Raw genomic sequence first — 26,465 nt, 5'->3', positions numbered from 1 at the left:
GCTCCCACATTGGATTTGCATGGTTTGGCAGAAGGCTTTCCAGGCTCCGCCCGGCAGCGGGCACTAGGCAAGCGCCCCGTCAGCCGCTACATTGGCCGACTTGCGCCTGCCTTTCAGGCCTGTCTGTCACCCCTTATTGAACACACGGAACCTGCAAAACCCCATCATGGACCCTTCCCCTGGTATCACCCTCGCTACACTCTTCGCCGATTTCGGCATGATTCTTTTTGCACTGATCCTGGTACTGCTCAACGGTTTCTTCGTTGCGGCGGAATTTGCCATGGTCAAACTGCGCGCCACCCGGGTCGAGGCCATCGCCCACAAGAACGGCTGGCGCGGGCAGATCCTGCGCACCGTCCACAGTCAGCTCGACGCCTATCTGTCGGCCTGCCAATTGGGTATTACCCTCGCCTCCCTGGGCCTGGGCTGGGTCGGTGAGCCGGCCTTTGCGCACATCCTCGAGCCATTGCTGGGCGCCATCGGCGTGCAATCGCCTGAAGTGATCAAAGGCGTGTCGTTTTTTGCCGCCTTCTTCGTGATTTCCTACCTGCACATCGTGGTCGGTGAATTGGCCCCCAAGTCCTGGGCAATTCGCAAACCCGAGCTGCTGTCGCTGTGGACGGCGGTGCCGCTGTACCTGTTCTACTGGGCCATGTACCCGGCGATCTACCTGCTCAACGCCAGCGCCAACGCCATCTTGCGTATCGCCGGCCAAGGCGAGCCCGGCCCGCACCATGAGCACCATTACAGCCGCGAAGAACTCAAGCTGATCCTGCACTCCAGCCGTGGCCAGGATCCAAGCGACCAAGGCATGCGCGTACTGGCTTCGGCCGTGGAAATGGGCGAGCTGGAAGTGGTGGACTGGGCCAACTCCCGCGAAGACCTGGTGACCCTGGACTTCAACGCCCCGCTCAAGGAAATCCTCGCGTTGTTCCGCCGCCACAAATTCAGCCGTTACCCGGTGTATGACGCCGATCGCAACGAGTTTGTCGGCTTGCTGCACATCAAGGACCTGCTGCTGGAACTGGCTGCCCTGGACCACATCCCCGAGTCGTTCAACCTGGCCGAGCTGACCCGCCCGCTGGAGCGTGTCTCGCGGCACATGCCGCTGTCGCAGTTGCTGGAGCAGTTCCGCAAAGGCGGCGCGCACTTTGCCCTGGTGGAAGAAGCCGACGGCAAAGTCATCGGCTACCTGACCATGGAAGACGTGCTGGAAGTGCTGGTCGGCGATATCCAGGACGAACACCGCAAGGCCGAGCGCGGCATCCTCGCCTACCAGCCAGGCAAACTGCTGGTGCGTGGCGACACGCCGCTGTTCAAGGTGGAGCGCCTGCTGGGCGTGGACCTGGACCACATCGAAGCCGAAACCCTGGCCGGCTTGATCTACGACACGTTGAAACGCGTGCCGGAAGAGGAAGAAGTGCTGGAAGTTGAAGGCTTGCGCATCATCATCAAGAAGATGAAAGGGCCGAAGATCGTCCTGGCCAAGGTGTTGCTGCTGGATTGACGCCTCAATTGCCCAACGCAAAGTTGGGCAATTTGCCAAGCGGCTGGTTGAACTCATACGGAATCGAAACCAGCCCGGCCTCGGAAGCCTTCTGCACCACAAAATGCAGATGCGGCCCGCTGCTGTTGCCGGTATTGCCCGACAACGCCAGTGGGCTTCCCACCACCACACGCTGCCCTGCCCTTACGCTGACCGAACCTTGCTTGAGGTGCAAATACACGCCCTCGGTGCCGTCATCGTGGCGTATGCGCACGAAATTCCCGGACGCGTCATTACCGCGCCCGGCCTGGTTATTTTCGGTCTTCACCACCATCCCGCTACGCGCCGCAATGATTGGTGTGCCTTCGGGCATGGCGATGTCCATGGCGTAGCGGCTCTTGGCGTCGGTGTGGCTGAAGCTGCCGTTAGGGCCTTGGGTCAAGCGAAACGGCCCACCACGCCAAGGCAAAGGATAGCGATAGGCTTGCTGTGGATAACTTGATGTGGGCATATCCAGCACCGGCTGTTTGGTCCGTTCCACCCGGCGCTCCTGCATCACAAATGCCTGGGCGCCCGGCGTTTGCCGGTCGCTGAAAGACACCACGCCATTGGCATCGGTGGTTTTGTAGAGGGTCATGGCCAGGGTCGAAGTGCAAACCGAGGCCAGCCCACAGAACAGGACTAGGCGAATGAACATGACGTACCTGCCGGGATGACTGAACGGCAGGCTAGCAAGGGTAGATGACAGCTCTAAGCGGGCAGCGCGGTAAAGCAGATATCCACATTCATCCGGGCGGCGGCCGACAGGTTGACCAGCGCATCAAGGGAAAACTTGTCGATCTTGCCGTTGAGCACGTCGTTCAAGCGCGGCTGACTGATACCGAGCCTTTGTGCCGCGTCTTTCTGAGAAAGCTCCCAGCTGCGGATGGTGTTGCACAACTCCAACAACAACTTTGAGCGCATGCGCATATTGGCGGCTTGTTGGGGCGTGTCTTCCAGAGCATCCCAGACGCTGCTGAAACGTTCGGTGTGAATTTTTGAGTCTGTCATGGGCTTAACCTATCTCCTGCAATCTGGCACGAGCCAGTTCGATATCCCGCCCTTCGGTTTTCTGTGTGGTTTTGCGCAGCGCGTGCAGCACATAGACTGCTTCCGGCCGATTAATCACATAGAACACTCGAAACGCTCCTGATTCCTCAGTGATCCGAATTTCGCTGACGCCCCTCCCGATAGTCTTCATCGGTTTGCAATCAAAAGGCTGTTCACCCTGCTGCAAGAGATCCAACTGAAAGCCGGCAGCCCTTCGGGCGTCGAGAGGGAATTCGTTGAGATCCTTGAGCGAGCTTCCTAAAAACACCACATCCTTATGCCTTGGCATTTGCTTCTCCTTTCCTGGAAAGAAGAAGCCTAATCGACGATTCAGCCAAAGGCGGTGCAGGTGTGTTTCAAGGCATAGCAAAGGCTCGATAACACTGACGCGTTATCGAGAGACTATATCGAAATGGATATAAATCAAGCGACCCAGCGGGAATCAGACGGTCGGTCGATTCCCTTGATTCAGGCGATCAAGCTCCCGGCACGAAGTGCTTCTGCGCCGTACCGCGCGCGATCAGGCGGGAGATGTAGTCGAGCTTCTGCGCATCCTGGTCAATAAACCGGAAGGTCAGTTGCAGCCAGTCGCTGTCAGGCCGTGGCTCATAGGCGACGATGGCGTGCAGGTAGCCGTTGAGGCGCGCGACTTCGGCGTTCTCGCCTTGCTCAAGGTCGAGCACGGCGCTTTCCAGCACCTGGGGCAGCACTTCACCGCGACGGACCACCAGCAACGCTTCCTTAATGCTCAGCGCCTTGATCACACATTGCTGGTTGCCGCTGGACAGCCGCAGTTGGCCCTGGCCGCGACCGCCGGCAGGCGAGGCAGCAGGCGCTTGCACCGGTTGGCTGTTGAGCAGGCCTTTGCTCGGCGCAGCTATCGGCGCCGGTTTGGCCGCCTCGGGCTTGCCGCCGGTCAAGGCATTGAGAGAGTCGTTGCCGAAGGCCGAGTTCATCTTGGTCGGCGCGCTGGCGATAAGGGCGTCGAGACGGCCGATCTTGTGCAAAGCCTGCTTGACCTTGTTCAGCAGTTGCTCGTTGGTGAACGGCTTACTGACGTAACCGGAAACCCCGGCCTGGATCGCCTGCACTACGTTTTCCTTGTCGCCACGGCTGGTCACCATCACGAACGGCATGGCTTTGAGATGGGCTTGTTCACGGCACCAGGTCAACAGCTCAAGGCCAGACATCTCAGGCATTTCCCAGTCGCACAGCACCAGGTCGAAGGTCTCACGCATCAGGATGGATTGCGCCTTTTTGCCGTTTACCGCGTCTTCAATCTTGATGCCTGGGAAGTAGTTGCGCAGGCACTTCTTCACCAAATCGCGGATAAACGAGGCGTCGTCCACCACCAATACACTGACTTTACTCATCGACCCTTCATCCTATTAAAACTTCGGCATGCAAAACGCCTGACTGATGGCATTTTGCCAAAACTCGCTGGTCACAGAAGGACTTATTGCTCCTGCTGCGCAAATAAATTCAGATGCCACAAACGAAAACGCCCGACCAAAGGCCGGGCGTTAATGTCTCGGGCAACCTTACTTATCGTCAGTTTCGCCCGGAACATTAGGGATTTGATCGGCCGTGCCTTCAACTTCGGCTTTCATGCGCTTGAGGCCCATGTGCCGCACGTCGGTGCCGCGCACCAGGTAAATCACCAATTCCGAGATATTGCGCGCGTGGTCGCCGATCCGTTCCAGGGAACGCAATACCCAGATGATGTTCAAGACCCGCGAGATAGAGCGCGGGTCTTCCATCATGTAGGTGGCCAGCTCGCGCAGTGCGGTCTTGTATTCGCGGTCGATGGTCTTGTCGTATTGCGCCACCGACAACGCCAATTCGGCGTCGAAGCGGGCGAAAGCGTCCAGCGCATCGCGCACCATATTGCGCACTTGGTCACCGATGTGGCGCACTTCCACGTAACCGCGTGGCGCCTCGCCTTCTTCGCACAGCTGGATAGCGCGGCGGGCGATTTTGGTGGCTTCGTCGCCGATGCGCTCCAAATCGATTACCGACTTGGAGATGCTGATGATCAAACGCAGGTCGGAGGCCGCCGGCTGGCGACGGGCCAGAATGCGCAGGCATTCTTCATCGATATTGCGTTCCATCTGATTGATCTGGTCATCAATCTCGCGCACTTGCTGGGCCAGGCCAGAGTCGGCCTCGATCAACGCAGTAACGGCATCGTTGACTTGCTTCTCCACCAGCCCGCCCATCGCCAGGAGGTGGCTGCGCACCTCCTCAAGCTCGGCGTTGAACTGCGCGGAGATGTGGTGGGTAAGGCCTTCTTTGCTAATCATGGGTTTGCTCCGCAAAAGCTGTAAGCCGCAAGCTACAAGCTGCAAGCTGATGTGTGTCGTTGATCAAACTGCTTCCACTTGCCGCTTGAAACTTGCGGCTTGCAGCTGGGGCTAGCCGTAACGACCGGTGATGTAGTCTTCGGTCTGCTTCTTCGCCGGGTTGGTGAACAAGGTGTCGGTGTCGCCGAACTCCACCAGCTTGCCCATGTACATGAACGCGGTGTAGTCGGAAACCCGCGCCGCCTGTTGCATGTTGTGGGTCACGATGACGATGGTGAACTTGGACTTGAGTTCGTAGATCAGCTCTTCGACTTTCAGCGTCGAGATCGGGTCGAGTGCCGAGCAGGGTTCGTCGAGCAGCAACACTTCCGGCTCCACGGCGATGGTGCGGGCGATCACCAGACGCTGCTGCTGGCCGCCGGACAGGCCGAGTGCCGAGTCGTGCAGGCGGTCTTTAACCTCGTCCCACAACGCCGCGCCTTTCAAGGCCCACTCAACGGCTTCGTCGAGGATGCGTTTTTTGTTAATGCCCTGGATGCGCAGGCCGTAAACCACGTTTTCGTAGATGGTCTTGGGGAACGGGTTCGGCTTCTGGAACACCATGCCCACGCGACGGCGCAGCTCGGCCACGTCTTCGCCCTTGCGGTAGATGTTAGTGCCGTACAGGTTGATCGCGCCTTCTACGCGGCAACCGTCAACCAGGTCGTTCATGCGGTTGAAGGTGCGCAGCAGCGTGGACTTGCCGCAGCCGGACGGGCCGATAAAGGCGGTCACGCGCTGCTTGGGGATGTTCATGCTGACGTCGAACAGCGCCTGCTTTTCACCGTAGTACAGGCTCAGGCCCGGAACTTCGATGGCCACGGTTTCCTGGGCCAGGCTCAGGCTCTGCTTGTCGCGACCCAGGGCCGACATGTTGATGCCGTGGGTATGGGTTTCATGTTGCATGGGATGCTCCCTGTGCTACCAATTCGTTTGGTTGAACCGCCGGGGCGGTTTACTCAAAAATCTGTGTCTGTCTCTGGACCCTTGAGGAGCTGGCTTGTGTGGGAGCTGGGCTTGCCCGCGATGCAGGCACCGCGGTGTGTCAGCCACACCGCGATGATGCTATCGCAGGCAAGCCAGCTCCCACACAAGCCGGCCCCACAGGGGATCGCTTTAGCTGTCCAGCGCCTTGTATTTTTCGCGCAGGTGGTTACGAATCCACACCGCCGACAGGTTGAGCGTGGCGATCACCAGCACCAGCAGCAAGGCGGTGGCGTATACCAGCGGTCGTGCGGCTTCGACGTTGGGGCTCTGGAAGCCAACGTCATAAATATGGAAGCCCAGGTGCATGATTTTCTGGTCAAGGTGCAGGTACGGGTAGTTGCCATCCAGCGGCAGCGACGGTGCCAGCTTGACCACACCCACCAGCATCAGCGGCGCCACTTCACCGGCGGCGCGGGCCACGGCGAGGATCATGCCGGTCATCATCGCCGGGCTGGCCATCGGCAGCACAATCTTCCACAGCGTTTCCGCCTTGGTTGCGCCGAGTGCCAGGGAACCCTCACGCACGGTACGAGGAATCCGCGCCAGGCCTTCTTCAGTGGCCACGATCACCACCGGCACCGCCAGCAGCGCCAGGGTCAGCGAAGCCCACAGCAGGCCAGGCGTACCGAAGGTCGGCGCCGGCAGAGCTTCAGCGAAGAACAAACGGTCGACCGAGCCACCCAGTACATACACAAAGAAGCCCAGGCCGAACACGCCGTAAACGATGGCCGGTACGCCGGCCAGGTTGTTCACCGCGATACGGATAATGCGGGTCAGGGTGTTCTGTTTGGCGTATTCACGCAGGTACACCGCCGCCAGCACGCCGAACGGGGTCACGATCATCGCCATGATCAGGGTCATCATCACGGTGCCGAAGATGGCCGGGAAGATCCCGCCTTCGGTGTTGGCTTCCCGTGGGTCGTCGCTCAAGAATTCCCAGACCTTGCTGAAGTAGAAACCCACCTTGGTCAGGGTGCCCATGGCGTTCGGCTGGTAGGCGTGCACCACTTTGCCGATGCCGATTTCGATTTCTTTGCCGTTGCCGTCGCGGGCCGTCAGGCTGTCGCGGTTGAACTGGGTGTGCAGGTCGGCCAGGCGCGCTTCGATGTCCTGGTAACGGGCATTCAGCTCGGCGCGGCCGGAGTCCATGTCGGCCTGGGCGGCAGCGTCGAGCTTGCCTTCCAGCTCCAGCTTGCGCCCGTGCAGGCGGATGCGTTCCAGGCCAGCGTTGATCGCGCCGATGTCGGTTTTCTCAAGGCTCTTGAGCTGGGCCGCCAACTTGTTCACGCGATCGACGCGGGCTTGCAGCTCCGGCCATGCGGCTTCGCCTTCGGCGATCACCTTGCCATCTTGCTTGACGTTGACCAGGGTGCCGTAGAAGTTGCCCCACTCACGACGCTCGATGGCCATCAGGTTCTTCGGGGTGGTCTGGTCTTTCAACCACTCGCCGACGATCCAGGTGAAGTCGTTGCCATTCAAGTCGCGGTTACCGACCTTGATCAGCTCGCGGGTCATGAATTCCGGGCCTTGGTCCGGCACCGGCAGGCCCGCGCTTTTCAGGCGCTCGCGCGGCACTTCTTCCTTCTGCACCACTTCGCCGATGACGATATGGTTTTCCTGGCCAGGCACGCTGTAGTTGGCCTGGATCAGGTCGGCCGGCCAGAAGTGGCCCAGACCACGCACGGCAATCACGGCCAGCAAACCAATGGTCATGATGACCGCGATGGACACCGCGCCACCGCTGATCCAGACGCCGGGGGCGCCGCTCTTGAACCATCCATTCAGGGAGTTCTGTTTCACAGACTTCTACCTTTCTTAAAGCGACGAGTATTTCTTGCGCAGACGCTGACGGATCAGCTCGGCGAGGGTGTTCATGATGAAGGTGAACAGCAGCAGCACCAGCGCCGAGAGGAACAGCACGCGGTAGTGACTGCCACCGACTTCCGACTCAGGCATCTCCACCGCAACGTTGGCCGCCAATGTGCGCAGGCCTTCGAACAGGTTCATCTCCATCACCGGGGTGTTGCCGGTGGCCATCAGCACGATCATGGTTTCACCCACTGCGCGGCCCATGCCGATCATCAGTGCGGAGAAGATGCCCGGGCTCGCGGTCAGGATCACCACGCGGGTCATGGTCTGCCATGGCGTGGCGCCCAGGGCCAATGAGCCCAGGGTGAGGCCGCGTGGCACGCTGAACACGGCGTCTTCGGCGATGGAGTAGATGTTCGGGATCACCGCAAAACCCATGGCCAGACCGACGACCAGGGCGTTGCGCTGGTCGTAGGTGATGCCCAGGTCGTGGGAGATCCACATGCGCATGTCGCCGCCAAAGAACCAGGTCTCCAGGTATGGGCTCATGTACAGCGAGAGCCAGCCCACAAACAGGATCACCGGAATCAGGATCGCACTTTCCCAACCATCCGGAACGCGCAGGCGCAGCGATTCAGGCAGGCGGCTGAAGACAAACCCGGCGACCAGGATGCCAATCGGCAGCAACATCAGCAGGCTGAAAATCCCCGGCAAGTGCCCTTCCACATAAGGCGCCAGGAACAGGCCAGCGAAGAAGCCGAGGATCACCGTCGGCATCGCTTCCATCAGTTCGATCACCGGCTTGACCTTGCGGCGCAGGCTCGGGGCCATGAAGTAAGCGGTGTAGATTGCCGCGGCAACTGCCAGTGGCGCCGCCAGCAACATGGCGTAGAACGCAGCCTTCAGGGTACCGAAGGTCAGCGGGGCCAAACTCATTTTGGGTTCGAAGTCGGTGTTGGCGGCGGTCGATTGCCAGACGTATTTAGGCTCGTCGTAGTTTTCGTACCAGACCTTGCTCCACAGCGCGCTCCAGGACACTTCCGGGTGCGGGTTGTCGAGCAGCAGCGGTTGCAGCTTGCCGCCGGCTTCGACGATCACGCGGTTGGCGCGTGGCGACATGCCGAACAGGCCTTGGCCATCCACCACCGGATCGACCAGCAGCGTGCGGTGCGCGGTACTGTGGAACACGCCGAACTTGCCGGATGCGTCCAGGGCGGTGAAGCCTTTGCGACGCTCCTCGGCGGTGATTTCAACGATTGGCGCGGTGCCCATCTGGAAGGTGCGGATCTGCTTCAGGCGTTGCTCGCCGTCCGGGTCACGGGCCATGAACCATTGGGCCAGGCCGCCCTTGGAGTTACCGACGATCAGCGAGATACCGCCCACCAGCTGGGTGCTGGCAGTGATTTCGGCGTTGCCGTCTTCCAGCAGTTTGTAACGACCGTTGAGGCTCTTGTCGCGCAGGCTGAACACATCGGCGAGCGCACGACCGTTGATCACATACAACCACTGCTGGCGTGGGTCGATGAAGATTGCCTTCACCGGTTCGGTCATTTGCGGCAGCTCGATACGCTTCTGCTCGCTGGTGACTTCACCGGTCATCATGTTTTCTTCGCGGCTCAGGCTCAGTACGTTCAAGTACGAACCTGCGGAACCTGCAACCACCAGCGACGAGTCAGTGGCGTTGAGGGCGACGTGCTCCAGCGGGCGGCCCTGCTCGTCGAGGACGATGGGCGTTTCGCCGTAGGGGTATTCAATGGCCGGCGTAATGGTCTTTTTGCCGTCCGGGTACGACACTTTATAAGTGTGGCGGAACACCAGGGACTGGCCATTGGACAAACCGAGGATCACCAACGGGCTGCCTGGCTGGTCTTTGCCGATCGAGACCACAGTGGCGCCAGCAGGCAAAGGCAGGTCGACACGTTTGAGCTCGGCACCGGTGCTCACATCAAAGAACAGCGCCTGGCCCTTGTCGGAAACCCGCATGGCAACTTGGTTCTGTTCTTCGAGGGAGATCATCAACGGCTTGCCGGCGTCCTGCATCCAGGCGGGTGTCAGCGCGTCTTCCTTGGTCAGCGAAGCACCTTGGAACAAAGGTGCAACGACATAAGCCAGGAAGAAGAAGATCAGGGTAATTGCGCCGAGCACGGCGAGGCCGCCGATCAACACATACCAACGGGTCAGGCGATCCTTGAGCGCGCGAATGCGGCGCTTGCGTTGCAGCTCAGGCGTATTGAAATCAATACGCTTGGGGGGAGAAGTCGTCGTCATGGTGGAATTGGCCAGATCATTCATGCGCACACCCTAGCGATCCTGTATGACAGAAAGATGACAATGCAGTGACGCAAGAAATCCGCCGCGTAGCAGGGCTGGCAGCGGATTAAAGAATTAGAGGTGTAGACGGGCTTGAAGAGTAAGGGGTTACTGTGGCGAGCAAGCTTGCTTGCGCTGGGGGGCGAAGCGCCCCCAAGGCTTGCGACTGCTACGCAGTCGAACGGGAGCAAGCTCCCTCGCCACAGCAAGCCCGCTTCCACAGGGCCCGCTGCTACACCGGTATTGCAGGCTTAGTTGCCTTCTTTCAGGCCCAGGTCAGCCAGTGCCTTGGCGGCAACTTTGGCTGGCAGTGGGATGTAACCGTCTTTCACTACTACTTCCTGGCCCTGTTTGGACAGAACCAGTTTCACGAACTCAGCTTCCAGCGGGGCCAGAGGCTTGTTCGGGGCTTTGTTGACGTACACGTAGAGGAAACGCGACAGCGGGTATTTACCGTTCAGGGCGTTTTCTTCGCTGTCTTCGATGAAGTCAGTGCTGCCTTTCTTGGCCAGGGCCACGGTCTTCACGCTAGCAGTTTTGTAGCCGATGCCCGAGTAACCGATGCCGTTCAGCGAGGAGCTGATCGACTGCACGACCGAAGCCGAGCCTGGTTGTTCGTTCACGTTTGGCTTGTAGTCGCCTTTGCACAGGGCTTCTTCTTTGAAGTAGCCGTAGGTGCCGGATACCGAGTTACGACCAAACAACTGAACCGGCTTGTTGGCCAGGTCGCCGGTCACACCCAGGTCGCCCCAGGTTTTAACATCGGCTTTAGCGCCGCACAGACGAGTCGAGGAGAAGATCGCGTCGACTTGTTCCATGGTCAGGTGCTGGATCGGGTTGTCCTTGTGCACAAACACAGCCAGGGCATCCACGGCAACCGGGATAGCGGTTGGCTTGTAGCCGTACTTCTGCTCGAAGGCCGCCAGTTCGGTGTCCTTCATCTTGCGGCTCATCGGGCCCAGGTTGGAGGTGCCTTCAGTCAGCGCAGGAGGTGCAGTGGCGGAGCCGGCAGCCTGAATCTGGATGTTGACGTTCGGGTATTCCTTTTTGTAACCCTCGGCCCACAGGGTCATCAGGTTAGCCAAGGTATCGGAACCGACGCTGGACAAGTTGCCCGACACACCAGTGGTCTTAACGTAAGCCGGGATTGCCGGATCAACACCAGCGGCCACCGCGTTGGCGGTCGCAACGCCAGCAGCGACAAAAGTCATTGCCGCCATCAAACGTTTCAGTTTCATGCCTTGCTCCTAGCAGATAGGGATAGTTGGATCGGGGCCAAGTATCGGTAGGCCGTGTGAACACTCTATGTCTGGAATATGACAATTAGATGAAAGGCCAGTATTTATGAAAAACCTGACAGGAAGGGGGAAGTGCAATAAATCCGGGGCTTGCGAGGAGGTTTAGGCGGCTGGAGCGATGTTTCGGAAACACTCTGTAATCGTTGCTGGCATTGATCCTTCCCACGCTCTGCGTGGGAACGCATCCAGTGACGCTCTGCGTCACGACCTTCAAAAGCGGACGCAGAGCGTCCAGGCCGGCATTCCCACGCAGAGCGTGGGAACGATCATTCAGCGCCCGCGCTTCCACAGGTAGCCGCCCACCGCCATCCCCATTACACACAGGACAGCCACGTAGTAAGCAGGCCCCATCGGGCTTTCCTTCATCAGCAGCGATACCGCCAGTGGCGTCAAACCACCAAATACGGCGTAGGCCACGTTATAGGAGAACGACAAACCGCTGAAACGCACCACTGGCGGGAATGCTTTCACCATCACGTAAGGCACTACACCGATGGTGCCCACAAACAGGCCGGTCAACGCGTACAGCGGGAACAACCAGTCCGGCTGGGCCATCAGGCTGTGATACAGCGTCCAGGAAGTGGCCAGCAGCAACGCGCAACCGGTGACCAAAACGCGACCGGCACCAAAACGGTCAGCCAGCGCGCCGGACGCAATGCAGCCCAGGCTCAGCGTAACGATCGCCAGGCTGTTGGCTTGCAGCGCAACCGTCGGGCTGAAGTGGTAGACGGTTTGCAGCACGGTCGGGGTCATCAGGATGACCACAACCACACCCGCCGACAGCAACCACGTCAACAGCATCGACAGCACAATGGCGCCACGGTGGTCACGCAATACCGCGCGCAATGGCAACTCGGCAGCCAGGGTTTTGCGCTGCTGCATCTCAGCGAAGATCGGTGTTTCGTGCAGCCAACGGCGCAAGTACACCGACAGCAGGCCGAACACCCCCCCCAGCAGGAACGGGATACGCCACGCGTAATCCGAGACCTGCTCCGGGGTATAGAGGGTGTTGATGGCGGTAGCCACCAGCGAACCCAGCAGGATACCGGCGGTGAGGCCGCTGGTCAGGGTGCCGCAGGCATAGCCGATGTGGCGCGGCGGCACGTGTTCGGAGACAAACACCCAGGCGCCAGGTACTTCGCCGCCAATGGCGGCGCCCTGGATGACGCGCATCAGCAGCAACAGCAGCGGCGCCCACAGGCCGATCTGTGCGTAGGTCGGCAGCAGGCCCATGATCAGGGTCGGCACGGCCATCATGAAGATGCTCAGGGTGAACATTTTCTTGCGGCCCAGCAGGTCACCGAAGTGCGCCATGATGATGCCGCCCAGCGGGCGTGCCAGGTAACCGGCGGCGAAGATGCCGAAGGTCTGCATCATGCGCAGCCATTCGGGCATGTCGACGGGGAAAAACAGCTTCCCGACCACGGTAGCGAAAAACACGAAGATGATGAAGTCGTAGAATTCCAGCGCCCCGCCCAAGGCAGACAGCGAAAGGGTTTTGTAGTCGTTGCGGGTCAGCGGGCGCGAAGGTTGCGCGCTGCTTGCGGGCACGGAGGACATGGCAAGGCTTCTCTTATAGTAATCAGAACAGCAAGCCCGGGACTTGCGGCAGGTTTGGCAAGATAGCAAATCGTTTGAAAAAGCACAGCGTCTACCGAATCACAGTTCAAATGGGCGAAATATTCCCCATTCGTGCGCTTTCCCTGCAATCAGAAACACAGTTGCGCGAAAAAGCCGCATAACAGCCGCGATTTGCCGACCAAATGAGCGCCGGGAGGTCGTCGCGGCGCCAGCGTCTCGATATACTCGGCCCTTGCAAGCGCCAAACCCGCTGTCTTGAGGGGCTGCTGTGCCAAAACGTCGTTGGGTGCCACCCAGCCGTTTTGGCAGAGTTTCCCTTTAGTGCGCCTTACGAGAAACGTATCGAGCGGTGTATGTTGGTGCTGAAACGTTTTTCCCGAAGACGGCTATCCACTTGAAACACCCATGAAGCGTTACGGGTCAGAGGCACCCTTGGCATGATCGAACTCGAACAAGAAGATCCTATCCCGCAAGGCGATCTCGCCCTGCAAATCACCGCATTGCCACGTGAAACCAATGGTTTTGGCGATATTTTTGGCGGCTGGCTGGTCGCGCAGATGGACCTGGCAGGCACGGCAATGGCCAGCAAGGTCGCCGGCGGCCGCGTGGCCACCGTAGCCATTGATCGCATGGCCTTTCTGGTGCCGGTCGCGGTCGGTGCGCAATTGTCCTTCTATACCCAAGCCCTGGAAATTGGCCGTAGCTCGATCCAGATGATGGTCGAAGTGTGGAGCGACGACCCGCTGTCCAGTGAATGGCGCAAAGTTACCGAGGCGGTGTTCGTGTTCGTCGCCATCGATGGCAGCGGCCGCACGCGCTCGGTACCGTCGCGCGCGCGTTAAACCTCGTCGGGTTTTGACGGTCAATTGCCCCATTGCCTGCCATTAAAGAGTGCTTCGTATGACTGTGCCCCACGTTGAAAGCGTAAAAATCGACGAACTGGACTGCTGGCGCATTCGCCACAACGGCGCTGAATTGATGGTGGCCCAACAGGGCGCGCACATCTTCAGTTACCAGCGCAAGGGCGAGCAGCCGCTGATATGGCCAAACCCTGCGGCGGTGTTCAAGCAAGGCAAAGGCATCCGTACCGGCGTGCCGGTATGCTGGCCATGGTTTGGCGTGTTTGACCGCAACCCGCAGAGCGTCAAGGCAATGCGCCAGGGCGAGCAACCGGCCGGTGCCCATGGTTTTGTGCGCACGGCACAGTGGGAGTTGGCTGCGAGCGAACTCGAAGGCCAGGCGCTACGGGTGGACTTGGTTCTGCCGGTTCCCGAGGGCGGCTTCCCCGGCTGGCCGCATCAGGTCAACCTGACGTTGAGCCTGCTGCTTGACGATCAACTGCACATCCGCCTGACCAGCCACAACCGTGGCACCGACACTGTGACCCTCAGCCAGGCGCTGCACACTTACTTCGCCGTGAGTGACGTACGCAAGGTGCAGGTCGAAGGGCTGGATGGGCTGGCGTATATCGACACCGCCGATGGCTGGGCCGAGAAGAAGCAGTCCGGCCTGCTGCACTTCAGTGCCGAGACTGATCGTATCTACCTGGATACGCCGGCGCAGTTGAATATTGTCGATAAGGATTGGCAGCGCCGCATTCAGCTCACCAGCCAGGGTTCGAGCTCGACCGTGATCTGGAACCCATGGACCGAACGCGCCAAGGCGTTTGACGACATGGCCGATGATGGCTGGCAGGGCATGCTGTGCATCGAAACGGCGAATGTGCTGGATGATGTGGTGAGCTTGGCGCCGGGTCAAAGCCATACCTTGGGTGTGAGCATCGCCAGCTTCGCTCTGTAAAAACCAATCAACATGTGTGAGCACGCTTGTGTGGGAGCTGGCTTGCCTGCGATAGCATCACCTCGGTTTCACTGATACACCGAGGTGCCTGAATCGCAGGCAAGCCAGCTCCCACACAAGCCCGCTCCCACATTGGGTTCTGCGTCATGATCTAGAGATCGGACTCTTTCACTACCCTGACCTTCCCCGCATCCAGCGCATACGCCGCGTCCGCCAGGTCATTGTTGACCTTCTCCACCTTCAACGTGCCCGTCACCCACAGCGGCGTGTAGATATCATCCAGCTTCAGCCCCTTGGGATAACGCACCAGCACCAGTTGGTTAGGTGGCGGTGGCGGCACGTGGATGCAGGCGCCCGGGTATGGCACCAGGAAAAACAGCGTGCTGCGGCCCTTGGCGTCGGTTTCCAACGGCACCGGGTAGCCGCCAATGCGGATGTTCTTGCCGTTCATGGCGGCCACGGTCTTGGTCGAATACATCACCGCCGGCAAGCCTTTGCTCTGCTTCAAGCCACCTTTATCGGTGAAGGTGCCTTGGGCTTCGGGGGAGTTGTGGTCGATCTCGGGCATGGCCTCGAGGGCTTTCTGGTCTGAAAGCGGCATCAGGTCGAGCCAATCGGTTTCCGGCAGTTCACCGGCGTGCGCCAGGCCTGAGCCCAACAGGAGGAGTGTGAATAAAAGACGGCGCATGAAAAAGCTCGGCAAGTTCAGATGCCGAGCATTCTAGCCCTCTGCGCCTGCGCAGCGCAGAGGGCTTTGTCGCTTAAATCATTTCTTTCTCAGCAGGCCGTAGATCACCAGCAGCACGATGGCGCCGATCAGCGCGCCGAGGAAGCCCGCGCCTTGACCCGCCTGGTAGATGCCCAGGGCCTGACCACCGTAGGTGGCGACCAGGGAACCTGCGATACCCAGCAGGATGGTCATGATCCAGCCCATGCTGTCGTCGCCAGGCTTGAGGAAGCGCGCCAGCAGGCCGACGATCAAGCCGATAAAGATGGTTCCGATGATACCCATGGCATTTCCCTCTGAATGAAGTGAACTACACCAAAGCCTAGTCAGACTTTAGCGTCCTGCAATCAGAGAGGCGACGATAACCAATGGTTCCCGCCGCCCTCAAGGTTATTGCTCGGCGATCAATGCTTCGACCTTGAGGATCTGCGCCTCAAGGGTCGCACGGTCCTTGCAACGCAGGTTGGCGTGGCCAACTTTACGCCCGGCCTTGAAAGCCTTGCCGTAGTGATGCAGGTGGCAGTCATCAATGGCGATGACTTTTTCTACCGGCGGGACTGCGCCGATAAAGTTGAGCATGGCGCTCTCGCCGACCTTCGCTGTGGAACCCAGCGGCAAGCCCGCCACCGCCCGCAGGTGGTTTTCGAACTGGCTGCACTCGGCACCTTCGGTGGTCCAGTGCCCGGAGTTGTGCACGCGCGGGGCGATTTCGTTGGCCTTGAGGCCGCCGTCGACTTCAAAGAACTCGAACGCCATCACGCCGACGTAATCCAGCTGCTTGAGCACGCGGCTGGAATAGTCTTCGGCCAGGGCCTGCAGCGGGTGGTCGGTGCTGGCCACGGACAGCTTGAGAATGCCGCTGTCGTGAGTGTTGTGCACCAACGGGTAGAAGCGGGTCTCGCCGTCACGGGCGCGCACAGCGATCAGAGAAACTTCACCGGTGAACGGCACAAAGCCTTCCAGCAGGCAGGCAACACTGCCCAGTTCGGCAAAAGTGCCGACCACATCGGCAGCAGTGCGCAGGACTTTCTGGCCCTTGCCGTCATAACCCAGGGTGCGGGTCTTGAGCACGGCTGGCAGGCCGATGCTGGCAACGGCGGCGTCAAGGTCCGCCTGGGACTGGATATCGGCGAAGGCGGGGGTCGGGATACCCAGGTCCTTGAACATGCTCTTCTCGAACCAGCGGTCACGCGCGATGCGCAAGGCTTCGGCGCTCGGGTACACCGGCACGAACTGCGACAGGAAGGCCACGGTTTCGGCCGGGACGCTTTCGAATTCGAAGGTCACCAGGTCAACTTCATCGGCCAGTTGGCGCAGATGGTCCGGGTCGCTGTAGTCAGCGCGCAGGTGTTCACCCAGGGCCGCCGCGCAGGCGTCCGGCGCCGGGTCCAGGAAAGCGAAGTTCATCCCCAGCGGGGTGCCCGCCAAGGCCAGCATGCGACCCAGTTGGCCGCCACCGATTACACCGATTTTCATCAATCAATACCTTCAGGCGATACGTGGGTCTGGATTGTCCAGCACGCTGTCTGTCTGCTCAGCACGGAATTTTTTCAGCACCGCGTGAAACTGCGGGTGCTTGGCGCCCAGGATGCTGGCGGACAGCAACGCAGCGTTGATCGCGCCAGCCTTGCCGATTGCCAATGTAGCCACCGGAATACCGGCCGGCATCTGCACGATGGACAACAGCGAATCCACGCCCGAGAGCATCGACGACTGCACCGGCACACCGAGCACCGGCAGATGGGTCTTGGCCGCACACATGCCTGGCAGGTGCGCCGCACCGCCGGCACCGGCGATGATCACCTCGATGCCACGGGATTCTGCTTCATCGGCATACTGGAACAGCAAATCCGGGGTGCGGTGGGCAGAGACCACTTTCACTTCATACGGAATGCCGAGTTTTTCCAGCATATCGGCGGTGTGGCTAAGGGTGGACCAATCGGACTTGGAGCCCATGATCACGCCAACCAATGCACTCATCGTCGTGCCTCTTCTCTCTGGGCGCCCGCAGGCGCGTCAAAAAACAACAAGCCACGCGGGAAATCCGGCGTGGCTTGGTGTACGAATTAAGGCCGGTTGGACCGGCCGAAGGCCGCGCAGTATACCGTAATAATCCAGATAAACAGCCCCTGGAATGACCATCTGTCTTACGGCGCAAAGTGGCGGTTTTATTGACTTCTAAGTCAGCGAAACCGGCGCAAATTTCCCCTGAGAAAAAGGGTCAATGTGGGAGCTGGCTTGCGCTCAAGTGTTTTGTGCAGCTCCACCTTCCAACTTGCGCCACAGCAGCCGCACGTTCGCCTTGCGCACCAACGCGCAGCGATACAGACGAATCTCCAGCGGCACATGCCATTGCGGGCCGCCGCACACCACCAGTTCGCCACGTGCCAGTTCGGCACGCACGCTCAACTGCGGCACCCAGGCGATACCCAAGCCTTCAAGGGCCATGCTCTTGAGACTGTCTGCCATGGCAGTTTCGTAAATGGTGGTGAAACGCAGGGCGCGCTGGCGCAGCAGCAAATTTACCGAGCGCCCGAGAAAGGCGCCGGCACTGTAGGCCAGCAACGGCACGCTGCCCTCACCCTCCAGGTCGAACAGCGGTTTGCCGTCGGCGTCGGCGGCGCACACCGGGAGCATCTCGGTGTTGCCCAGGTGCAGCGACGGGAAGATTTCCGCGTCCATCTGCATGGCCGCATCCGGGTCGTAGAACGCCAGCATCAAGTCGCAGCCGCCTTCGCGCAGGGCGTGCACTGCATCGCCAACGTTGGTGGCGACCAGTCGGGTCGCGATGTTAAGGCCCTCGTTACGCAGTTGCGCGATCCAGCGCGGGAAGAAGCCCAATGCCAGGGAGTGCGCGGCCGCCACTTGCATGACTTCGCCCTGCCCACCTTCCAGGTGATGCAAATGGCGCAGCACTTCACCGAGCTGTTCGACCACCGTGCGCGCGGTGACCAGGAACAGCTGCCCCGCCGCCGTCAGCTCGACGGGCGTGCGCGAACGGTTGACCAACGTCAGGCCCAACGCGGCTTCAAGGCTACGGATACGCCGGCTGAACGCTGGCTGGGTGACAAAGCGCCGCTCCGCTGCCTGGGAAAAGCTGCGGGTTGCCGCCAGGGCGCTGAAGTCTTCCAGCCATTTGCTCTCAAGGTTCATCGCTTCCTCCCACGGACACGCACCATTTTGGCACACACGCCCGCCATGATAACCGGGTCACATCAACATTATGCCGTTTGTGCATAGGCCAGTGTTTAACAGCATTGGCCCAAAAACTTCTACAAGCCTAGCATTCGCAGCGTTCCGGCCTGTTCCGGGTCCATATCGAGATGATTTCCGTCATGTCCTCCGCTGCATCATTCCGCACAGAAAAAGACCTGCTTGGCGTACTCGAAGTACCGGCTCAAGCGTATTACGGCATCCAGACCCTGCGAGCGGTGAACAACTTCCGCCTCTCGGGCGTTCCGATTTCGCATTACCCGAAATTGGTGGTCGGCCTGGCAATGGTCAAGCAAGCAGCCGCTGACGCCAACCGCGAGTTGGGCCAGCTCAGCGAAGCCAAGCACGCTGCCATCAGCGAAGCCTGTGCCCGTCTGATCCGCGGCGATTTCCACGAAGAGTTCGTGGTGGACATGATTCAAGGCGGCGCTGGCACTTCGACCAACATGAATGCCAACGAAGTCATCGCCAACATCGCGTTGGAAGCCATGGGCCACAACAAGGGCGAGTACCAGTACCTGCACCCCAACAACGACGTGAACATGGCGCAGTCGACCAACGACGCCTACCCAACCGCGATCCGCCTGGGTCTGCTGCTGGGCCATGACGCGCTGCTGGCCAGCCTCGACAGCCTGATCCAGGCGTTCGCCGCCAAAGGCGTCGAGTTCGGCCACGTGCTGAAAATGGGCCGTACCCAATTGCAAGATGCCGTGCCAATGACCCTCGGCCAGGAATTCCGCGCCTTCGCCACCACCCTGGGTGAAGACCTGGCTCGCCTGAAAACACTGGCGCCAGAGCTACTGACCGAAGTGAACCTGGGCGGCACCGCCATCGGCACCGGCATCAACGCCGACCCGCGTTACCAGGCCCTGGCCGTACAACGCCTGGCGCTGATCAGCGGCCAGCCGCTGGTTCCGGCTGCCGACCTGATCGAAGCCACCTCCGACATGGGCGCTTTCGTGCTGTTCTCCGGCATGCTCAAGCGTACTGCGGTGAAGCTGTCGAAGATCTGCAATGACCTGCGTCTGCTGTCCAGCGGCCCACGCACCGGCATCAACGAGATCAACCTGCCGGCACGCCAGCCAGGCAGCTCGATCATGCCCGGCAAGGTTAACCCGGTGATCCCGGAAGCCGTGAACCAGGTTGCGTTCCAGGTTATCGGTAACGACCTGGCCCTGACCATGGCAGCCGAAGGCGGCCAACTGCAGTTGAACGTGATGGAGCCGCTGATCGCTTTCAAGATCTTCGACTCGATCCGCCTGCTGCAACGCGCCATGGACATGCTGCGCGAACACTGCATCGTCGGCATCACCGCCAACGAAGCCCGTTGCCGCGAACTGGTGGAACACTCCATCGGTCTGGTCACCGCGCTGAACCCGTACATCGGCTATGAAAACGCCACCCGCATTGCGCGTATCGCCCTCGAAAGCGGCCGCGGCGTGCTGGAACTGGTGCGCGAAGAAGGCTTGCTCGACGACGCCATGCTCGACGACATCCTGCGCCCCGAAAACATGATTGCTCCACGTTTGGTCCCGCTGAAGGCCTAAGCGTTTGATGCACCGCTCACCAGGTTGAGGGACTAGACACCTCTCACCTTTTGAGGGCCTGAAGGCTCGTTCTTCAGGCCCTTTTTTTTGCCCCAAGGTTGTGAAATGACGCCCATAAAAAATCCAATATCGCCCTGCAAACCCTCCTTGCCTGCAACCGCCTGGCTGAAACCTTTAATCGCCCCGTGCAGACGGATCACGCTCGCCTAGGTATAGTGCCGCCCCTCTTCGCGTCTGCGGCCGTCGGTAACGAGGCCCGCAGACATCGCGAAAGCGCATGAATAACAACACCCGCAAAAGGATTGGGGCGAAGCGTCGTGCACTGCCTGGTGCTGAGCGACGCGTCGGACCGTCCTGCGTTTGCCATTAGAAAAATCAGCGAGGAACACTCCATGCTCGAAGTCATCAACGACTTCCTCTCAGGGAAAGTACTGATCGTGCTCATTGTCGGGCTCGGCGGTTATTTCACGATCCGCTCGCGTTTCGTACAGTTGCGTCACTTTTTCCACATGTTCTCGGTGTTCAAAGACAGCCTGAAGAGCAGCGCCGGCCAGCTCAGTTCCTTCCAGGCGCTGATGCTCAGCCTGGCCGGCCGCGTGGGTGCCGGCAACATCGCCGGTGTCGGCATTGCCGTGACCCTGGGTGGCCCGGGTGCCGTGTTCTGGATGTGGGTCACCGCACTGGTGGGCATGTCCTCGAGCTTTATCGAGTGCTCCCTCGGCCAGTTGTACAAGCGCACCGATGCCGAGGGCACCTACCGTGGCGGCCCGGCGTATTACATCCAGCACGGTTTGCAGAAGCGCTGGCTGGGTATGGTCATGGCGTTCCTGTTGCTGGTGACTTTCGGTTTCGCCTTCAACGGCCTGCAAGCCCACGCCGTGACTCACTCGCTGAACAACGCCTTTGGCCTGGACACCACCTACACCGGCCTGGCGCTGGCGGTATTGCTGGGCCTGGTGTTCATCGGCGGGATCAAGCGCATCGCTTCGATTGCCGACCTGCTGGTGCCGGTCAAGACCCTGGTCTACATCGCTGTGACCCTGTACGTGATCGTGCTGCAATTCGACCACGTGCCGGCCATGCTCGCGACCATCGTCAAAAGCGCTTTCGGCCTCGACCAAGCCTTCGGTGGCCTGGTGGGCAGCGCGATCATCATGGGTGTGAAGCGCGGCGTGTTCGCCAACGAAGCCGGTCTGGGCAGTGCGCCTAACGTGGCGGCAGTGGCCTCGGTAGAACACCCGATCGCCCAAGGCGTGGTGCAGGCGTTCAGCGTGTTCCTCGACACCTTCGTGATCTGTACCTGCACCGCGTTGCTGATCCTGCTCTCCGGTTTCTACACCCCAGGCTTTGAAGGCGACGGCATTGCCCTGACCCAGAACTCCCTGGCGGCGGTGGTCGGTGACTGGGGCCGGATGTTCATCTCGGTAGCCCTGGCGTTGTTCGTGTTCACCTCGATCATGTACAACTACTACCTCGGCGAGAGCAACCTGCGCTTCCTGGTGGGTAACAACCGCAAGGTGCTGATGGGCTACCGTGCGCTGGTGCTGGTGCTGATTTTCTGGGGTTCGATCGAGAACCTGAGCACCGTGTTCGCCTTCGCCGACATCACCATGACCCTGCTGGCGTTCGTCAACCTGTTCGCCCTGGCGTTCCTGTTCAAGATTGCCATGCGCATCCTCAATGACTACGACAACCAGCGTGCCGCAGGCATCAAGACGCCGGTGTTCGACTCCAGCCAGTTCCCTGACCTGGACCTGGACCGCAAGGCCTGGCCGGCCAACCCGGCAAAGCCGGCAGAAGTCACCTCGGCTGAACTGAGCGCTCAAGCGCAACGTTAATCACCGCTAGATGACACGCCGCCCGGCCTTGGGCATGCTCTGGGCCCGGCGGCGTTTTTCGTTCAGGAGATTTTTCATGCAACCAGCTAACAACGTGATGGTGCTCTACACCGGCGGCACCATTGGCATGCAGGCCAGCGCCAACGGCCTGGCGCCTGCGTCGGGTTTTGAGGCGCGCATGCGCGAACAGCTCGCCGATGCAGCAGTGCCCACCTGGCGCTTTCAAGAGATGTCGCCACTGATCGACAGCGCCAACATGACGCCCACCTACTGGCAACATCTGCGCAGCGCCGTGGTTGAGGCCGTGGACGCAGGCTGCGATGCGGTGCTGATCCTGCACGGCACCGACACCCTGGCCTACAGCGCGGCAGCCATGAGCTTTCAACTGCTGGGCCTGCCGGCGCCGGTAGTCTTCACCGGCTCCATGCTGCCGGCCGGCGTGCCCGACAGCGATGCCTGGGAAAACGTCAGCGGCGCGTTGACCGCGCTGGGCGAAGGCCTGGCGCCGGGCGTGCAGCTGTACTTCCACGGCGCGCTGATGGCACCGACCCGTTGCGCGAAAATCCGCAGCTTCGGTCGCCACCCGTTTGCGGCCCTGCAGCGCAATGGCGGCGTCGCCCAGGCCGACATGATCCCGGCCGCCCTGCATTACCGCCAACCCAAAGCCTTGGCCAATGTCGGCGTGTTGCCGCTGGTGCCGGGCATCGCCGCCGCGCAACTGAACGCGTTGATCGACAGCGGCATACAGGCGCTGGTGCTGGAATGCTTCGGCAGCGGCACGGGGCCGAGCGATAACCCTGATTTTCTCGCCAGCCTCAAGCGTGCGCAGGAACTGGGTGTAACCGTCGTGGCAATCACTCAATGCCATGAAGGCGGCGTGGAACTGGACGTGTACGAAGCCGGCAGCCGCCTGCGCGGCGTGGGCGTGCTGTCCGGTGGCGGCATGACCCGTGAAGCGGCGTTCGGCAAGCTCAATGCCCTGCTCGGCGCCGGGCTTGAGGCCAGTGAAGTGCGCCGCCTGGTGGAACTGGACCTGTGCGGCGAACTGAGCTGACCGGCATGTAACTTGCTCCACTTCCAGCCATCCCCTGGCTGGAAGTTTCCATGCTGCATTCCCACCTCACCACCCTCAATGCTGTTTCGCTGGTGCTCAACACCTTCAAAGGTTTGCCCCATGAGGCACTGCTGGCCGGCAGCGGCATCTGTGCGGCGGACTTGACCCGGGCCGACACGCGCATCACCACCAATCAGGAAATGCGCGTGTGCGCCAATGCCGTGGCCCTGCGCCGCGATGTCGGCCTGGAGCTGGGCGCACAAATGCATGTGTCGGCCTACGGCATGCTCGGTTACGCCCTGCTCACCAGTGCCACCTTTGGTGACGCATTGCGACTGGCCCTGCGGTATCCGGCGCTGCTGGGAACACTGTTCGAGTTGAGCCTTGAAGAGGACGGTGAGCGAATCTGGTTCACCGCCGGCGACTACCGGGAAAACCCCAGCCTGGAAATGTTCAACGTCGAGCTGTGCCTGGCGTCATTGAAAGTGATCTGCGACGACCTGCTCGGCCAGCCTCTGCCCTTACTGGCTGCGCGCTTTGAACATGATGCCCCCGACTATCGCATGCGCTACGCCGAGCGCTTCCCCTGCACGCTGCAATTTCAGGCCACCGCCAATGCCTTTGCCTTCGACAAACACTGGCTGGACCAGCCGCTGCCCCTGGCCGACGCCATTACTCACCAGGCGATGGCCGAGCGTTGCCGCAAACAAAACCTGGAGTTCACCGGGCGCCAGGCCTGGCTCGGCAGAATTCGCCAGCTGCTCGCCGCACAGCTCAACGCCGCGCCGGGCCTGGAGGGCTTGGCCGAGCAGATGAACTGTTCGGCACGCACCCTGCGCCGGCATCTGCATGACCTGGGCTGCAGCTACCAGGAGCTGCTGGACGAGCTGCGTTTCGAGCGCGCCAAGCAACTGCTGGCTGAGGACCACTGGCCGATTTACCGGATTGCCGAGGCACTGGGCTTCAGCGAAACGGCAAGTTTCAGGCATGCCTTTGTGCGTTGGAGTGGCGTGGCGCCGAGCCAATTTCGCGCATGATGCTTCATTGAGGGGCGAATTCAGGACAGATAATTTGGCCATAATTATCCCCTTTTGGCCGCTCCTGCCGTTCTCTTAAAGCACGCCCGCCGCAAGACTGGCTCCACCGATACAGCCTGCGGAGAACAACAAATGCTGACGATCTACTCGGACGATCACCACCTGCACCATGGCCGCTGTGAATTGATGGACGGGCAACTGATGCCCTGCTTTGAAATGCCCTCGCGCGCCGACCACGTGTTGCAACGGGTCAAAGACCGCGAACTGGGCCCGGTACACGCGCCGCAGGATTTCGGCCTGGCACCGCTGCAGCGTATCCACAGCCACGACTACCTCGACTTCTTCCAAGGCGCCTGGCAGCGCTGGACCGAGTACGGCCAGGAGGGCGACTTGCTGCCCTACACCTGGCCCGCGCGCACGCTGCGCCGGGTGATCCCCACAAGCCTGCATGGCCAGTTGGGCTATTACAGTTTCGACGGCGGCGCGCCGATTACCGCCGGCACCTGGCAAGCGGCCTACAGCGCGGCGCAAGTGGCCCTCACGGCGCAACGAGCAATCCAGAGCGGCGCCCACAGTGCCTTCGCCCTGTGCCGCCCACCTGGGCATCATGCTGCGGGCGACTTGATGGGCGGTTATTGCTACCTCAACAACGCCGCCATTGCCGCCCAGGCCTTCCTCGACCAAGGCCACAAACGCGTCGCGATCCTGGATGTGGATTACCACCACGGCAACGGCACCCAGTCGATTTTTTACGCACGCAGCGACGTGTTGTTCACCTCGATTCATGGCCATCCGGAAGCAGAGTTTCCGTTCTTCCTGGGCTATGCCGACGAGCTGGGCGAAGGTGAAGGCGAAGGCTTCAACTTCAACTATCCACTGCCGGCCGGTTCCGGTTGGGCAGCCTGGAGTGCCGCACTGGAAGAAGCCTGCGCCCAGATCGAGCGCTACGGCGCGGACATCATCGTCGTGTCCCTGGGCGTGGACACGTTCAAGGACGACCCTATCTCGCAGTTCAAGCTCGACAGCCCGGACTACCTGGCCATGGGCGCGCGCATCGCCCGGCTGGGCAAGCCCACGCTGTTTGTGATGGAAGGCGGCTACGCAGTGGAAGAAATCGGCATCAACGCCGTCAACGTCCTCGAAGGTTTTGAAGGAGCAGCCCAATGAACAGGCTCAAGTCACTCGTCCTCTGCGCCGCCATCATCAGCGGTGCCGCCCACGCCGAAGAGAAAACCCTCAAGGTCTACAACTGGTTCGACTACATCACGCCCAAAGCCCTGGAAGACTTCAAGGCGCAGAACCCCAAGATCAAATTGGTCTACGACATCTTCGACACCAACGAAGCGCTGGAAGCCAAATTGCTCACCGGCAATTCCGGCTATGACGTGGTGGTACCGTCCAACGTGTTCCTGGCCAAGCAGATCGAAGCCGGCGTATTCCAGCCGCTGGACCGCAGCAAGCTGCCGAACTGGAACCACCTCGACCCCAAGCTGATGAAGCTGATCGAAGCCAACGACCCCGGCAATAAATTCGCCGTGCCTTACATGTACGGCACCATCCTCATTGGCTTCAACCCGGCCAAGGTCAAGGCCGCCCTGGGCGACAATGCGCCGGTAGACAGTTGGGATCTGATCTTCAAGGAAGAGAACATCAGCAAGCTCAAGCAATGTGGTGTGGCGCTGTTGGACTCGCCCTCCGAGATCCTGCCACTGGCCTTGCAGCACCTGGGCCTGGACCCCAACAGCAGCAATCCCAAGGACTACGACAAGGCCGAAGCGCTGCTGATGAAGATCCGCCCCTACATCACCTACTTTCACTCCTCCAAGTACATGGCCGATATCGCCAACGGTGATATTTGTGTGGCGGTGGGTTATTCAGGCAGTTTCTCCCAGGCCGCCAACCGTGCCAAAGAAGCCAAAAATGGCGTGACCGTGGACATGCGTCTACCCAAGGAGGGCGCGCCGATCTGGTTCGACATGCTCGCCATCCCCAAAGGCGCTAAAAATCCGGACGACGCCTACACCTTCATCAACTACCTGCTGCAACCCACAGTGATCGCGCCCATCAGTGACTTTGTCGGCTATCCCAATCCGAACAAGGACGCTACCGAGAGCGTCGACCCTGCCATTCGCCACAATCCCAACTTGTATCCGACCGACACCGCCATGGCCACGCTCTACACCCTTAAACCTCTGGACAGCAAAGCCGAACGCGCCAGAACAAGGGCCTGGACCAAGATCAAATCCGGCACCTGAAGCACCTTGGTGTTTGACGGGCGCCTTCGAATGCGCTCGTGAAGGTGGGCCTATCTAAGCACCGCCTCTCTGTGTGGCCGCGCCCTGGCATG

At 60.5% G+C, this 26,465-nt stretch carries 25 protein-coding genes; 9 read left to right on the top strand and 16 right to left on the bottom strand.

Going from position 1 to position 26,465, the window contains the following annotated elements; genetic code table 11:
- The first annotated feature begins 166 nt into the window (after positions 1–166).
- On the top strand, positions 167–1,507 hold the full coding sequence (locus GIW28_RS00525; protein WP_017135804.1) for a hemolysin family protein: 1,341 nt from the start codon (positions 167–169) through the stop codon (positions 1,505–1,507).
- Between the two features lie 4 nt (positions 1,508–1,511).
- Here the strand turns inward: GIW28_RS00525 and GIW28_RS00520 are convergent, their stop codons facing one another.
- From GIW28_RS00520 to GIW28_RS00475, 10 genes are all read right to left on the bottom strand, one after another.
- A complete protein-coding gene (locus tag GIW28_RS00520) occupies positions 1,512–2,183 on the bottom strand; it encodes a peptidoglycan DD-metalloendopeptidase family protein (RefSeq protein ID WP_177034715.1) in 672 nt (223 codons plus the stop codon).
- 53 nt (positions 2,184–2,236) lie between these two features.
- Positions 2,237–2,536, bottom strand: a complete 300-nt coding sequence (locus GIW28_RS00515) for a helix-turn-helix domain-containing protein (RefSeq protein WP_099550240.1) — start codon at positions 2,534–2,536, stop codon at positions 2,237–2,239.
- Between the two features lie 4 nt (positions 2,537–2,540).
- On the bottom strand, positions 2,541–2,864 hold the full coding sequence (locus tag GIW28_RS00510; protein WP_236445588.1) for a type II toxin-antitoxin system RelE/ParE family toxin: 324 nt from the start codon (positions 2,862–2,864) through the stop codon (positions 2,541–2,543).
- Positions 2,865–3,051: 187 nt separating this feature from the next.
- Positions 3,052–3,948, bottom strand: coding sequence for a response regulator (locus GIW28_RS00505; protein ID WP_017135802.1), 897 nt, complete (start codon positions 3,946–3,948; stop codon positions 3,052–3,054).
- A gap of 168 nt (positions 3,949–4,116) precedes the next feature.
- Positions 4,117–4,878, bottom strand: coding sequence for a phosphate signaling complex protein PhoU (gene phoU, locus GIW28_RS00500; RefSeq protein WP_016971674.1), 762 nt, complete (start codon positions 4,876–4,878; stop codon positions 4,117–4,119).
- A 111-nt stretch (positions 4,879–4,989) separates the two neighbouring features.
- Positions 4,990–5,823 carry a phosphate ABC transporter ATP-binding protein PstB gene (pstB, locus tag GIW28_RS00495; RefSeq protein ID WP_017135801.1) on the bottom strand — a complete coding sequence of 278 codons (834 nt, stop codon included), beginning with the start codon at positions 5,821–5,823 and terminating at the stop codon, positions 4,990–4,992.
- A gap of 210 nt (positions 5,824–6,033) precedes the next feature.
- A complete protein-coding gene (gene pstA, locus GIW28_RS00490) occupies positions 6,034–7,704 on the bottom strand; it encodes a phosphate ABC transporter permease PstA (protein ID WP_017135800.1) in 1,671 nt (556 codons plus the stop codon).
- A 15-nt stretch (positions 7,705–7,719) separates the two neighbouring features.
- On the bottom strand, positions 7,720–9,753 hold the full coding sequence (locus tag GIW28_RS00485) for an ABC transporter permease subunit (protein ID WP_236445649.1): 2,034 nt from the start codon (positions 9,751–9,753) through the stop codon (positions 7,720–7,722).
- 521 nt (positions 9,754–10,274) lie between these two features.
- Positions 10,275–11,261 (bottom strand): phosphate ABC transporter substrate-binding protein PstS, encoded by a 987-nt coding sequence (locus tag GIW28_RS00480; protein WP_017135798.1) that lies wholly within the window; start codon positions 11,259–11,261, stop codon positions 10,275–10,277.
- A 330-nt stretch (positions 11,262–11,591) separates the two neighbouring features.
- Positions 11,592–12,881, bottom strand: a complete 1,290-nt coding sequence (locus GIW28_RS00475) for an MFS transporter (protein WP_236445590.1) — start codon at positions 12,879–12,881, stop codon at positions 11,592–11,594.
- 458 nt (positions 12,882–13,339) lie between these two features.
- Between GIW28_RS00475 and GIW28_RS00470 the strand changes: the two genes are divergently transcribed.
- Together GIW28_RS00470 and GIW28_RS00465 are read left to right on the top strand one after the other, a co-directional pair.
- Positions 13,340–13,744 carry an acyl-CoA thioesterase gene (locus GIW28_RS00470; RefSeq protein WP_003176975.1) on the top strand — a complete coding sequence of 135 codons (405 nt, stop codon included), beginning with the start codon at positions 13,340–13,342 and terminating at the stop codon, positions 13,742–13,744.
- Positions 13,745–13,802: 58 nt separating this feature from the next.
- Positions 13,803–14,702 carry a D-hexose-6-phosphate mutarotase gene (locus GIW28_RS00465; protein ID WP_236445592.1) on the top strand — a complete coding sequence of 300 codons (900 nt, stop codon included), beginning with the start codon at positions 13,803–13,805 and terminating at the stop codon, positions 14,700–14,702.
- 151 nt (positions 14,703–14,853) lie between these two features.
- Here GIW28_RS00465 and GIW28_RS00460 read toward each other — a convergent pair whose 3' ends face one another.
- The 5 genes from GIW28_RS00460 to GIW28_RS00440 form a co-directional block, all read right to left on the bottom strand.
- Positions 14,854–15,390 carry a DUF3299 domain-containing protein gene (locus GIW28_RS00460; RefSeq protein WP_017135795.1) on the bottom strand — a complete coding sequence of 179 codons (537 nt, stop codon included), beginning with the start codon at positions 15,388–15,390 and terminating at the stop codon, positions 14,854–14,856.
- Between the two features lie 78 nt (positions 15,391–15,468).
- Positions 15,469–15,714, bottom strand: coding sequence for a GlsB/YeaQ/YmgE family stress response membrane protein (locus GIW28_RS00455; protein ID WP_015886585.1), 246 nt, complete (start codon positions 15,712–15,714; stop codon positions 15,469–15,471).
- Between the two features lie 105 nt (positions 15,715–15,819).
- The gene (locus tag GIW28_RS00450; protein WP_017135794.1) at positions 15,820–16,905 is read right to left on the bottom strand and encodes a 5-(carboxyamino)imidazole ribonucleotide synthase; all 1,086 of its coding nucleotides are present in this window, start codon (positions 16,903–16,905) and stop codon (positions 15,820–15,822) included.
- A 12-nt stretch (positions 16,906–16,917) separates the two neighbouring features.
- Positions 16,918–17,409, bottom strand: a complete 492-nt coding sequence (gene purE, locus GIW28_RS00445; protein WP_003195648.1) for a 5-(carboxyamino)imidazole ribonucleotide mutase — start codon at positions 17,407–17,409, stop codon at positions 16,918–16,920.
- Positions 17,410–17,673: 264 nt separating this feature from the next.
- Positions 17,674–18,582, bottom strand: a complete 909-nt coding sequence (locus GIW28_RS00440; protein WP_017135793.1) for a LysR substrate-binding domain-containing protein — start codon at positions 18,580–18,582, stop codon at positions 17,674–17,676.
- A gap of 182 nt (positions 18,583–18,764) precedes the next feature.
- On the opposite strand from GIW28_RS00440, the gene aspA reads away from it, so the two are divergent.
- Complete coding sequence (aspA, locus tag GIW28_RS00435) at positions 18,765–20,189, top strand: aspartate ammonia-lyase (RefSeq protein WP_017135792.1); 1,425 nt, start codon at positions 18,765–18,767, stop codon at positions 20,187–20,189.
- Positions 20,190–20,221: 32 nt separating this feature from the next.
- Here aspA and GIW28_RS00430 read toward each other — a convergent pair whose 3' ends face one another.
- On the bottom strand, positions 20,222–20,389 hold the full coding sequence (locus tag GIW28_RS00430; RefSeq protein ID WP_170036668.1) for a hypothetical protein: 168 nt from the start codon (positions 20,387–20,389) through the stop codon (positions 20,222–20,224).
- Positions 20,390–20,581: 192 nt separating this feature from the next.
- Here GIW28_RS00430 and GIW28_RS00425 point away from each other — a divergent pair, with 192 nt between their 5' ends.
- The 5 genes from GIW28_RS00425 (at position 20,582) to GIW28_RS00405 (ending at position 26,373) form a co-directional block, all read left to right on the top strand.
- Positions 20,582–22,027 (top strand): alanine/glycine:cation symporter family protein, encoded by a 1,446-nt coding sequence (locus tag GIW28_RS00425; protein ID WP_017135791.1) that lies wholly within the window; start codon positions 20,582–20,584, stop codon positions 22,025–22,027.
- Between the two features lie 76 nt (positions 22,028–22,103).
- The gene (locus tag GIW28_RS00420; protein WP_017135790.1) at positions 22,104–23,081 is read left to right on the top strand and encodes an asparaginase; all 978 of its coding nucleotides are present in this window, start codon (positions 22,104–22,106) and stop codon (positions 23,079–23,081) included.
- 50 nt (positions 23,082–23,131) lie between these two features.
- Positions 23,132–24,118 carry an AraC family transcriptional regulator gene (locus tag GIW28_RS00415; protein ID WP_099550238.1) on the top strand — a complete coding sequence of 329 codons (987 nt, stop codon included), beginning with the start codon at positions 23,132–23,134 and terminating at the stop codon, positions 24,116–24,118.
- 132 nt (positions 24,119–24,250) lie between these two features.
- Entirely contained in the window at positions 24,251–25,285 is a 1,035-nt protein-coding gene (locus tag GIW28_RS00410; RefSeq protein WP_017135788.1) for a histone deacetylase family protein, read from the top strand.
- Complete coding sequence (locus GIW28_RS00405) at positions 25,282–26,373, top strand: polyamine ABC transporter substrate-binding protein (protein WP_017135787.1); 1,092 nt, start codon at positions 25,282–25,284, stop codon at positions 26,371–26,373. The genes GIW28_RS00410 and GIW28_RS00405 overlap by 4 nt, the downstream gene beginning before the upstream one ends.
- Positions 26,374–26,465: the final 92 nt, after the last annotated feature.

It is taken from the genome of Pseudomonas sp. PA-5-4B (assembly GCF_021606215.1).
GTDB lineage: Bacteria > Pseudomonadota > Gammaproteobacteria > Pseudomonadales > Pseudomonadaceae > Aquipseudomonas > Aquipseudomonas edaphica.
Note: the sequence above shows the minus strand (reverse complement) of the source record. Positions and strands in the feature narration are given on the sequence as shown.

Excerpts from the sequence above, each read along its gene's own strand:
- phoU (WP_016971674.1), bottom strand. The coding sequence starts at position 4,878 with ATGATTAGCAAAGAAGGCCTTACCCACCACATCTCCGCGCAGTTCAAC.
- GIW28_RS00510 (WP_236445588.1), bottom strand. The coding sequence starts at position 2,864 with ATGCCAAGGCATAAGGATGTGGTGTTTTTAGGAAGCTCGCTCAAGGAT.
- GIW28_RS00525 (WP_017135804.1), top strand. The coding sequence starts at position 167 with ATGGACCCTTCCCCTGGTATCACCCTCGCTACACTCTTCGCCGATTTC.
- GIW28_RS00515 (WP_099550240.1), bottom strand. The coding sequence starts at position 2,536 with ATGACAGACTCAAAAATTCACACCGAACGTTTCAGCAGCGTCTGGGAT.
- GIW28_RS00485 (WP_236445649.1), bottom strand. The coding sequence starts at position 9,753 with ATGCAGGACGCCGGCAAGCCGTTGATGATCTCCCTCGAAGAACAGAAC.
- GIW28_RS00455 (WP_015886585.1), bottom strand. The coding sequence starts at position 15,714 with ATGGGTATCATCGGAACCATCTTTATCGGCTTGATCGTCGGCCTGCTG.
- GIW28_RS00520 (WP_177034715.1), bottom strand. The coding sequence starts at position 2,183 with ATGTTCATTCGCCTAGTCCTGTTCTGTGGGCTGGCCTCGGTTTGCACT.
- GIW28_RS00420 (WP_017135790.1), top strand. The coding sequence starts at position 22,104 with ATGCAACCAGCTAACAACGTGATGGTGCTCTACACCGGCGGCACCATT.
- GIW28_RS00480 (WP_017135798.1), bottom strand. The coding sequence starts at position 11,261 with ATGAAACTGAAACGTTTGATGGCGGCAATGACTTTTGTCGCTGCTGGC.
- GIW28_RS00470 (WP_003176975.1), top strand. The coding sequence starts at position 13,340 with ATGATCGAACTCGAACAAGAAGATCCTATCCCGCAAGGCGATCTCGCC.
- GIW28_RS00405 (WP_017135787.1), top strand. The coding sequence starts at position 25,282 with ATGAACAGGCTCAAGTCACTCGTCCTCTGCGCCGCCATCATCAGCGGT.
- GIW28_RS00440 (WP_017135793.1), bottom strand. The coding sequence starts at position 18,582 with ATGAACCTTGAGAGCAAATGGCTGGAAGACTTCAGCGCCCTGGCGGCA.
- GIW28_RS00460 (WP_017135795.1), bottom strand. The coding sequence starts at position 15,390 with ATGCGCCGTCTTTTATTCACACTCCTCCTGTTGGGCTCAGGCCTGGCG.
- aspA (WP_017135792.1), top strand. The coding sequence starts at position 18,765 with ATGTCCTCCGCTGCATCATTCCGCACAGAAAAAGACCTGCTTGGCGTA.
- GIW28_RS00475 (WP_236445590.1), bottom strand. The coding sequence starts at position 12,881 with ATGTCCTCCGTGCCCGCAAGCAGCGCGCAACCTTCGCGCCCGCTGACC.
- GIW28_RS00415 (WP_099550238.1), top strand. The coding sequence starts at position 23,132 with ATGCTGCATTCCCACCTCACCACCCTCAATGCTGTTTCGCTGGTGCTC.
- pstB (WP_017135801.1), bottom strand. The coding sequence starts at position 5,823 with ATGCAACATGAAACCCATACCCACGGCATCAACATGTCGGCCCTGGGT.
- GIW28_RS00465 (WP_236445592.1), top strand. The coding sequence starts at position 13,803 with ATGACTGTGCCCCACGTTGAAAGCGTAAAAATCGACGAACTGGACTGC.
- GIW28_RS00410 (WP_017135788.1), top strand. The coding sequence starts at position 24,251 with ATGCTGACGATCTACTCGGACGATCACCACCTGCACCATGGCCGCTGT.
- purE (WP_003195648.1), bottom strand. The coding sequence starts at position 17,409 with ATGAGTGCATTGGTTGGCGTGATCATGGGCTCCAAGTCCGATTGGTCC.
- GIW28_RS00450 (WP_017135794.1), bottom strand. The coding sequence starts at position 16,905 with ATGAAAATCGGTGTAATCGGTGGCGGCCAACTGGGTCGCATGCTGGCC.
- GIW28_RS00425 (WP_017135791.1), top strand. The coding sequence starts at position 20,582 with ATGCTCGAAGTCATCAACGACTTCCTCTCAGGGAAAGTACTGATCGTG.
- GIW28_RS00505 (WP_017135802.1), bottom strand. The coding sequence starts at position 3,948 with ATGAGTAAAGTCAGTGTATTGGTGGTGGACGACGCCTCGTTTATCCGC.